The sequence below is a fragment of the Streptomyces azureus genome, assembly GCF_001270025.1.
GTDB lineage: Bacteria > Actinomycetota > Actinomycetes > Streptomycetales > Streptomycetaceae > Streptomyces > Streptomyces azureus.
Map to the genome: position 1 here is coordinate 81,549 of NZ_DF968333.1, position 7,561 is coordinate 89,109.

The window sequence follows — 7,561 nt, forward strand, 5'->3', positions numbered from 1 at the left end:
CCGATGACCGGCCTCCAGGCCGTGACCGGTACGGGGTCAGCTACAGCAATCGCAGCCTGGGCGGCAGCCGCACGCCCCGTCCGCCTCAGCATTGATGTCCGGGGCCGCAACAGCCGAGGGCGCGCAGCAACCCTTGCCCTGCCAGGCGTCCCGGCCCTCCTTGACGGCGATGGCCGCGATGACGAGGGCGGCGATGGGATCGGCCCACGACCAGCCCAGGGTCGCGTTGAGGCCCAGGCCGACCAGGAGCACGGCCGAGAGGTACGTGCACAGCAGGGTCTGCTTGGAGTCGGCGACCGCGCTGGCGGAGCCCAGTTCACGGCCCGCGCGGCGTTGGGCTGCCGACAGGAACGGCATGACCGCGAGGGAGAGGGCGGCGAGCACGATGCCGAGGATGGAACGCTCCGCCTCCCCCGTTCCGGTCAGCGCACGGACGGCGTCGACAGCGACGTAGGCGGCGAGCGCGAAGAACGACAGCGCGATGATCCGCAGGGTCGTCCTCTCCCGCGCCTCGCGCACGGCGTGCTCACGGGCGGAGAACTGCCAGGCCACCGCAGCGGCGGAGGAGACCTCGACGACCGAGTCCAGGCCGAAGCCGATCAGGGCGGTCGAGGAGGCGAGGGTGCCGGCCGTGATGGCGACGATCGCCTCGATGACGTTGTAGGTGATCGTCGCCGCGACCAGCAGACGGATCCGGCGGGCGAGCACGTCTCGGCGGGCCGGGGAGGGTCCCAGGGATATCGCGGTCATCAGCAGCATCCCTTGTCGTCGGCCTCCGCACAGGTGCGGTCGGTCTCGACAGCCACCACGGCCGCACGCAGGTCGTCCAGCGCGTGCCCGAGGCGCTCGTCGGCCAGTTCGTAGCGGGTGCGGCGGCCATCGGGCACGGTGACGACCAGTCCGCAGTCGCGCAGGCAGGCGAGGTGGTTGGAGAGCCGGGTGCGCGAGATACCGAGGGCGTCGGCGAGATCGGCGGGGTAGGCCGGGGCCTCGCGCAGCGCGAGCAGGATGCGGCAACGGATCGGATCGGCGAGCGCGCGGCCGAAGCGGGCCAGCACTTCGATGTCGGGGGCAACAGTCAGCACAGCGCGAGAGTACATCGTTTCCTGAATTCAGGAAACCATGGACCATCGGTTGACGGCTGCCGACACCGGCCATCCTGCACGGGCAACCGTCAGCACCTTTCAAGGGGCCTGAGGGACTCGATGCTTCGAGCCGGGTTGCTCCGAGCCGAGTGCGTCGCCGGGCCCGCCTTGCGCAGGTACGGTTCCGGAGCCCTCCGCTCGTCCTGGTGCCGGCCGCCGGCTGTCCGTCCTCCGCAGCAGGCGTCGGCAGAGGCGGGGCAGGAAGGCGTAGAAGCGGTCGGGAAGGAACACGGCGTCCGCGATGATCATGGCGCCGGAGAAGAGAGGCAGGCCCAGGAGCACGGCGATGCCGATGTGCATGCCCAGCAGCAGGGTGAGAACGGGGTACTTGAGCCTGCTGAAGAGCACGAACGGGAAGGCAACCTGCAAGAGCACGGCCATGTAACCGGCGATGGCGATCACGAGCGTGTACTGGTCCACGAAGTGCGAGAGCGCGGGCCAGGGCCGGAAGAGTTCGAGGTTCAGGGCGTAGTGGAGAGCGGTGCCGCTGCCCCAGGAAGGGCCCTGGACCTTGTACAGGCCGGCCGATCCGTAGAGAAGACAGACCTGCGCCGCGATGACGAACATGCCGCAGTTGTGCACCGCCGTGACCAAGGCGGTTCGGGCCTCGCGGAGTTGCCGCGCGAAGAGGCTCCTCGGCGGTTCCGGCGTGCTGCCCTTCCGAAGCGCCTTCAGCCGGTCTCTGCGCGCGTCGAGGGACCATCGCCGGCCGCACGCGGTGAGGACGAGGTAGAGGGACATCAGCAGGACCAGGTTGTCGCCCCCGTCCGTCATGAAGATCGACCGGGCATGGAACGAGGTCACCACGACGGCGAAGAGGACGGACGTGACGCGGGTCCGCCAGCCCAGCATGAACAGTGCGGACGTGACGAGAGCCAGCACGTAGCAGAGCTCGAAGTAGGCGCGGCTGCCGGACAGGGTCAGGACGCTGTTCCACCCGGTCTGCTCGAAGAGCTGGTGAGCCAGTCCGGGCGTCCACGGAGAGCCGGGCCCCCAGATCTCGTCCCGGTGCGGGAACTCACGCAGCAGGAAGATCAGGTAGAGCAGTCCGTAGCCGATGCGCAGCACCGACGCGGCGTACAGAGACACCGGCCGGCCGGTCAGGAGCTCCCACGCGGCGGTGATCCGCTCGACGAGCCACCGGTCGGCGCCGGAGGGCGCGGTCTTCTGCGCCTCATTGGGCATGGCGGGTCACCTTCCACCAGGGCAGAAGCCGGCTCTCGACCGGCGTCGGCGGGCGATCGCCGACCGCGGGGCCCGGCGCGGCGACGGGCAGCGTGACGACGCGGAGCTGAACGAAGTCGAAACTGCCGCCGTTGTGGGCGGCGACGCGGTCCGCGGCGATGTTGCTCAGGTACTTCCGCATCATCACGGCGCGTTCCGTGCGCGCCGTGTCGTCTCCTCCGTGCGAGTCGACGTAGCCGCCCCAGGCACGGCGCAACATGTTCTGTGCCGTGTGGCTGGGGAACACATGGTGCTCGACTGCGGAACTGTCCACGGCGGTCAGGTCGAACCAGGAACTCACCTGAGCCGATCCGTCGGAGCGGGTGTGCGCGGTTCTCACGAGGATCTGCCGGTTGACGGAATCGGGGTCCGGGGCGAAAAGCCGCCAATTCTGTTCGAAGTAGGGGTACACCCATGCAGTGATCTGCGGGCTGTATCTCTTGGAGACGCTGTTGGCGGGTGCCACATGAAGGAACACCATAAGCACGTGGACGACACTCGTCACCAGACAAAGGACCACGGCGGCGCACAGCCCGGCTTTCAGTGCACGCACACTTCCCGGTGGTTTCAGGGCCGCGGCCATGGCGTCAGGACATGACTGCGTGATTGGACCGGAACCGGAGTGCTGGATTTCCTCCACGGCCGCTGAGTCAATTCCGCTCGACACCGCCTACCCTGTCTTTCTCATATCAGCTGCTGCTCGCGCCTGGCGTTTTCCGCTGACTACCGCTGACGGCGCGCGGCGGGCTCGAGAAGTACTCCGCCGCGCGCCTTCATCCGGTCAGCGGACCGGCCGCGGTGGGCTGCTAGCCCTCGTGGCGCTTGGAGTCGTCGACCTTGTAGCCCTTGGGCATCTCGTCGTAGCCGAAGTGCCCCTCGGACTGCTTGCCATGGTCGGACCTGACGGGGTGGGAGGCGGATCCGGAGTCCGGCTTGCCGCCGTGGTCCGGCTTCCCAGGCTCGCCACCATGGTCCGGCCTTCCAGGCTTGCCGCCGTGGTCCGGCTTCCCAGGCTCGCCACCATGGTCCGGCCTTCCAGGCTCGCCACCGTGGTCCGGCTTCCCAGGCTTGCCGCCGTGGTCCGGCTTCCCAGGCTTGCCACCGTGGTCCGGCCTTCCAGGCTCGCCGCCGTGGTCCGGGCGGCCCGGGCGGCCCGGACCATGGTCGTGCCCGTCGCCGCCGCCCCCGCCGACAGTGTTCCCTGCGGTGCTGCCCGCGACGTTCCCCGCGGTGTTGCCGGCGGTGTTCCCGGACGTGTTGCCCGCGGAGTTCCCGACGTTCCCTGCGGTGTTGCCCGCGGTGTTTCCGGACGTGTTGCCGGCGACGTTGCCGGAGGTGGCGGCGGTGCTGACGATGGGTCCGGTCAGGCCACCCGTGACGATGCCGCCAGTGATCAGCCCGCCGCCGCCGGTCGTGCCCGTGCTGGTTCCGCCGGTCGTCGTTCCACCATTGGTGGAGGTCTCGCACCCGCTGAGGAAGATCCTGTTGCTGTCGAGCGTCACGGAGCCGTTACGGGCCAGCGCCCGGCCCTCGATGGTCGTCCCCGTGGTGACGCTGATCGAGGTCAGAGCCATGATGGTGCCCACGAAGGTGGAGGTGGTACCGAGGGTGGCCGAACTGCCGACCTGCCAGTACACATTGCACGGCGAGGCGCCGTTCGTGAGGGTCACGCTGCTGTTGGATGCCGTCGTCAGGGCTTCAGGAATCTGGAACACCCAGACGGCGTTCGGATTGCCCCCGGCGTCCAGGGTCAGGTTGCCGGTGAGCCCGACACCGGAGACAGCGGTGTGGACGCCCGGAAGCAGCGTCTGTCCATTGCCGATGGCCGCCGGGAGTGCAAAGTCCGTGGCCTGGCCGGCCGCCTGGTTGTACGCCGTGACCAGGTCGGACTTGGCCTGAAGTGCGACAGCGTCCGCAGCGTGCACGGCGCCGAGTACGATCCCGGGCGGGAATCCGGTGATGGACGGAGTCGGGTGCGTGCCGAGGTCCTGGCCGATCACCGTGGGCCCGGTGTTGGTCACTCCCGCACCTGCGAGAACCGAGAAACTCGCGGCCGTGCCCAAAGGTACGGGCGTAGCGATGGCCAGCGCCTGAGTCGGCGTCAGGGCCACCATCACGGCGGCAACCGTCGCGGCAAGAGCCGAGGCCAGCAAACCGGACAAAGTACGGCGGTGAGCTGTTCGAGGGATCTTCAGCTTCATCGAAAGGCCATTTCCTGTCGGTGCCGTGGCATACCGGGCCCTACCGATCACCCGGGAAGCCTTGTTGCTGTTACTGCCGCCGCATATTACGCAGAAATATCCTAGTAACCGACTTGAACAAGACGGGAGAATTTCCGATCATTCGAACGGCGCACAGCGCTACGAAAATACTTCGAATTCGAGTGAGCGGGTCCGTCGGCAGCCCCCCGGCCGGAGATGTCACCGTCACCCTCGATACCGTCACCGTGCGAGGACGCAATGCGGGGGTTGCCCGATAGGCTGGAGGGCAACGGGCTACCGGGCTCAGCGGGCCGCGACGGCCCGCCGGGGGCGGCTCGCACCGGCCCGGATCAACGGCAGGAGGCAGGCCATGATCCATTCCGCCGACATCCGCGAGTGGCGCAACCGCAGCGTCGTCGACCCGAAGGGCCACAAGATCGGCGTACTCGAAGCGGTCTACGTCGACACCACCACCGACGAACCGGCCATGGCCACGGTCCGCACCGGACTCCCCACCCGCCACCACCTGGCCTTCGTACCCCTCGACGAGGCAATCGTCGGGCCCGGCTACGTCAAGGTCTCCTACACCAAGTCGCTGGTGAAGAAGGCGCCCTCGGTCGGCATGGACGACATCCTGCCCGCCGAGTCGGAGCGAGCGATCTTCCAGCACTACGACATGCCCTACCAGACGGGCGCGGGCGGCGAGCGGCAACTCGCACGCCGCTGACCACCCGGTGACCGCCTGGCCGGCGCTGCGCGGTCCTCAGGAAGTGCTGCTGGGAATCACGCAGTTCTTCGGTTGCGGCTTGCCCGTCGGCCAGCCCAGGCCGACGAACTTCAGGGTGCCGGGGCCCTTTCGGCCCGGGTCCAGTTCGACTATCGCGGCCGGTTTGTCGTAGGCGTTGCCGCCTGTGGTCAGGCAGATCAGGCCGCTGGTGCCCTGGACTCGGTGGCGGGACTGGAGGAGCGACCACTGACGGCCCACGTCCTCGCGGGTGGGGACCGATTCCGGGTCGTTCTTCTGGGCCTGGTGCAGGGCCTTGCCGATGGTGATGAGGCCGTCGTGGACGAGCATCGTCCGGGAGTCCTCCAGGTTCGGGGTGGAGCCCAGCTTTATGCCCTCGCGCCGGGTCGCGCCGATCTGCTGCCTGAGGGTGTCCAGGGCCGCTTTCGGTTCGGTCAGGTACTGGGGGAGGTCCTGGTCGGCCGGCTTGCGGTCGTGGGCTGCCGTGTACTTCTTCGTCCAGGCCGTCAGTTCCGTCGCCCAGGCGTCGGGATGGGCGGGGGCCGCGTACTGCACCGTCACCTTCGCCCTGCCGTCGTCGCCGCGGAGCCTGGCCCAGTCCTTCTCCGTCATGTCCTGCCGCAGCGAGGCCGCGTCGGAGCCGCTGACGATGGTGTAGTGGCGGTCCTTGCAGCCCACCTCGGCGAGCTTCAGCGCGAAGATCCGCAGGTGGAGGGTGCGGCCCGCGAAGTAGATCGTGTCGGCCCGGGAGTCGCAGATGTTGTTGGCCGTCTGGGTGAACTGGTTGCCGGTCGAGCCAGCCTCGTCGATCGACGGGGACTCGAAGGACATCGCCGCGGGGCCGGCCGGGCCCTTCTCCTCGATCCTGCTGAAGGCCTTCGCCAGCGACTCGTTGTAGCCGTCCGGACGTTTGTCGAAGACCAGGACCGTCCTCAGGTTCTGGCGGCCGCGTTCGCCGTTGAAGTTGGCCAGGGCCTGGGCCGCGTCGTGGTTGGTGGGGAGAATGCGGGCCAGGCCCGGGAAGCGGACCTTCGCCATTCCGTCCGGCCGGTCCTCGTTGGCGATCCGGTCTCCGCTGATCCGGGCCGCGAGCACCGGGATCTTGTTCTCCGTCAGGCGGGCCACGGCCGCCTCCGTGGCGGCGAGGCTCAGGTTGAAGCCGGTGACCGCGCGCAGCCGGTCCTCGGGCGAGGCGGCCATCCGCAGCAGGGTGTCGACGACCTTCGACTGACGGCCGTAGTCCTGCCCGGGGTTGGCCAGTACCAGCCGGATCTTCGGGAGTTCTCCCTCGCCCGCGTTGGCCTGGCGCTGTCCCAGGTACGCGCCTTGGAGGTCGCTGCGCATCTGCCGGCGCAGGGCCTCCCGGTCCGACTGGAGCGGCAGCATCATCGCGACCGTGACGTACGGCTGGTTCTGCTTCTCTATGCTCCGGTTCTCGTGTGCGATGGCCCGGGCCACGTCGGTGATCTCCGGGGTGCCGAAGTCGTAGCCCTCGCCGTTGACGCCGATGCACTCGCCGTCGATCCGCTCCACGCCGTCCGCGCAGGTGTCCGGCTTGGTGAGGAGCAAGTAGGCGAACACGAGGGCTGCCGCGCCACCTATCACGACCGACAGTGAGAAGAGGATCTTCCGCCATCTGGGCATGCCCGTTATCTCCTTCTCCGGAGCTGTTCGGTGCAGGTGCAGCGCAGCAGGGGCTGTTCGTTCTCCGCGAGGCCGCTCCAGTCCGTCGCCGTCCTGCTGAGCAGGCCCGCGCCCTCGAAGTCCATGATCGAGAGGAGGTCCAGCAGCTTGGCGAGGGTGCGGGCGGTCTCCTTGCCGGTCGGTCTGGTCCGCTCCTCGCACAGCCACACCGCGTGCAGCAGCTGGTCGACGGTGCGGCGCAGCGGTGGGCCGTCCACCGGCACCAGGCCCTGGGCCCGGTCCCGCCGGGCGTCCGCCCCGCCCGGGTACGGCGCCTGGGCGATCTCCAGGAGCTCCGCGCACCACTCGCGGGGGCGGCCGGGGAGTGTGGCGGCGAGGTGGCTGACGACGTCGTCCACACCGCCGGAGACCAGGTGGTGGTTCATGCGGTGGGCGGTGAGGGAGCGGAAGGCGCCCTCGCCCGGGGTTCCGTCGCCCGGGTCCCGGTAGTGCGGTGCGCGGCCGCGCGAGGCACCGCCGCCCGGCACCCCGTCGCCGGGCCCCCCGCGGTCCGGCGCCCCGTCGCCCGGCACACCGCCGCCCGAGCCCCCACCCCCCTGGCC

The 7,561-nt window shown here is 69.2% G+C and carries 7 protein-coding genes and 1 pseudogene; 1 reads left to right on the forward strand and 7 read right to left on the reverse strand.

The window, feature by feature from the left end; all coding sequences use genetic code 11:
- Positions 1-36: 36 nt before the first annotated feature.
- The 5 genes from AOQ53_RS25175 to AOQ53_RS25195 all read right to left on the reverse strand — a co-directional run bounded on the left by AOQ53_RS25175 (position 37) and on the right by AOQ53_RS25195 (position 4,390).
- Positions 37-750 (reverse strand): cation transporter, encoded by a 714-nt coding sequence (locus AOQ53_RS25175; RefSeq protein WP_456293495.1) that lies wholly within the window; start codon positions 748-750, stop codon positions 37-39.
- On the reverse strand, positions 750-1,085 hold the full coding sequence (locus AOQ53_RS25180) for an ArsR/SmtB family transcription factor (RefSeq protein WP_059420636.1): 336 nt from the start codon (positions 1,083-1,085) through the stop codon (positions 750-752). The genes AOQ53_RS25175 and AOQ53_RS25180 overlap by 1 nt, the downstream gene beginning before the upstream one ends.
- A gap of 99 nt (positions 1,086-1,184) precedes the next feature.
- On the reverse strand, positions 1,185-2,330 hold the full coding sequence (locus AOQ53_RS25185; RefSeq protein WP_059420637.1) for an HTTM domain-containing protein: 1,146 nt from the start codon (positions 2,328-2,330) through the stop codon (positions 1,185-1,187).
- Positions 2,320-2,952 carry a DUF5819 family protein gene (locus tag AOQ53_RS25190; RefSeq protein ID WP_059420639.1) on the reverse strand — a complete coding sequence of 211 codons (633 nt, stop codon included), beginning with the start codon at positions 2,950-2,952 and terminating at the stop codon, positions 2,320-2,322. Before AOQ53_RS25190 ends, AOQ53_RS25185 begins: the two co-directional genes overlap by 11 nt.
- 223 nt (positions 2,953-3,175) lie before the next feature.
- Entirely contained in the window at positions 3,176-4,390 is a 1,215-nt protein-coding gene (locus AOQ53_RS25195; RefSeq protein ID WP_456293496.1) for an ice-binding family protein, read from the reverse strand.
- A 550-nt stretch (positions 4,391-4,940) separates the two neighbouring features.
- Between AOQ53_RS25195 and AOQ53_RS25200 the strand changes: the two genes are divergently transcribed.
- Positions 4,941-5,297, forward strand: coding sequence for a PRC-barrel domain-containing protein (locus AOQ53_RS25200; protein WP_059420641.1), 357 nt, complete (start codon positions 4,941-4,943; stop codon positions 5,295-5,297).
- A 36-nt stretch (positions 5,298-5,333) separates the two neighbouring features.
- On the opposite strand, the gene AOQ53_RS25205 is transcribed toward AOQ53_RS25200, so the two are convergent.
- Complete coding sequence (locus tag AOQ53_RS25205; RefSeq protein WP_059420643.1) at positions 5,334-6,959, reverse strand: ABC transporter substrate-binding protein; 1,626 nt, start codon at positions 6,957-6,959, stop codon at positions 5,334-5,336.
- Between the two features lie 5 nt (positions 6,960-6,964).
- Positions 6,965-7,561, reverse strand: a pseudogene (locus AOQ53_RS25210) (hypothetical protein); the annotation flags it as partial.

Bases quoted from the DNA above. Each gene is read 5' to 3' on its own strand.
- AOQ53_RS25200 (WP_059420641.1), top strand. From the start codon at position 4,941: ATGATCCATTCCGCCGACATCCGCGAGTGGCGCAACCGCAGCGTCGTC.
- AOQ53_RS25205 (WP_059420643.1), bottom strand. From the start codon at position 6,959: ATGCCCAGATGGCGGAAGATCCTCTTCTCACTGTCGGTCGTGATAGGT.
- AOQ53_RS25185 (WP_059420637.1), bottom strand. From the start codon at position 2,330: ATGCCCAATGAGGCGCAGAAGACCGCGCCCTCCGGCGCCGACCGGTGG.
- AOQ53_RS25175 (WP_456293495.1), bottom strand. From the start codon at position 750: ATGACCGCGATATCCCTGGGACCCTCCCCGGCCCGCCGAGACGTGCTC.
- AOQ53_RS25190 (WP_059420639.1), bottom strand. From the start codon at position 2,952: ATGGCCGCGGCCCTGAAACCACCGGGAAGTGTGCGTGCACTGAAAGCC.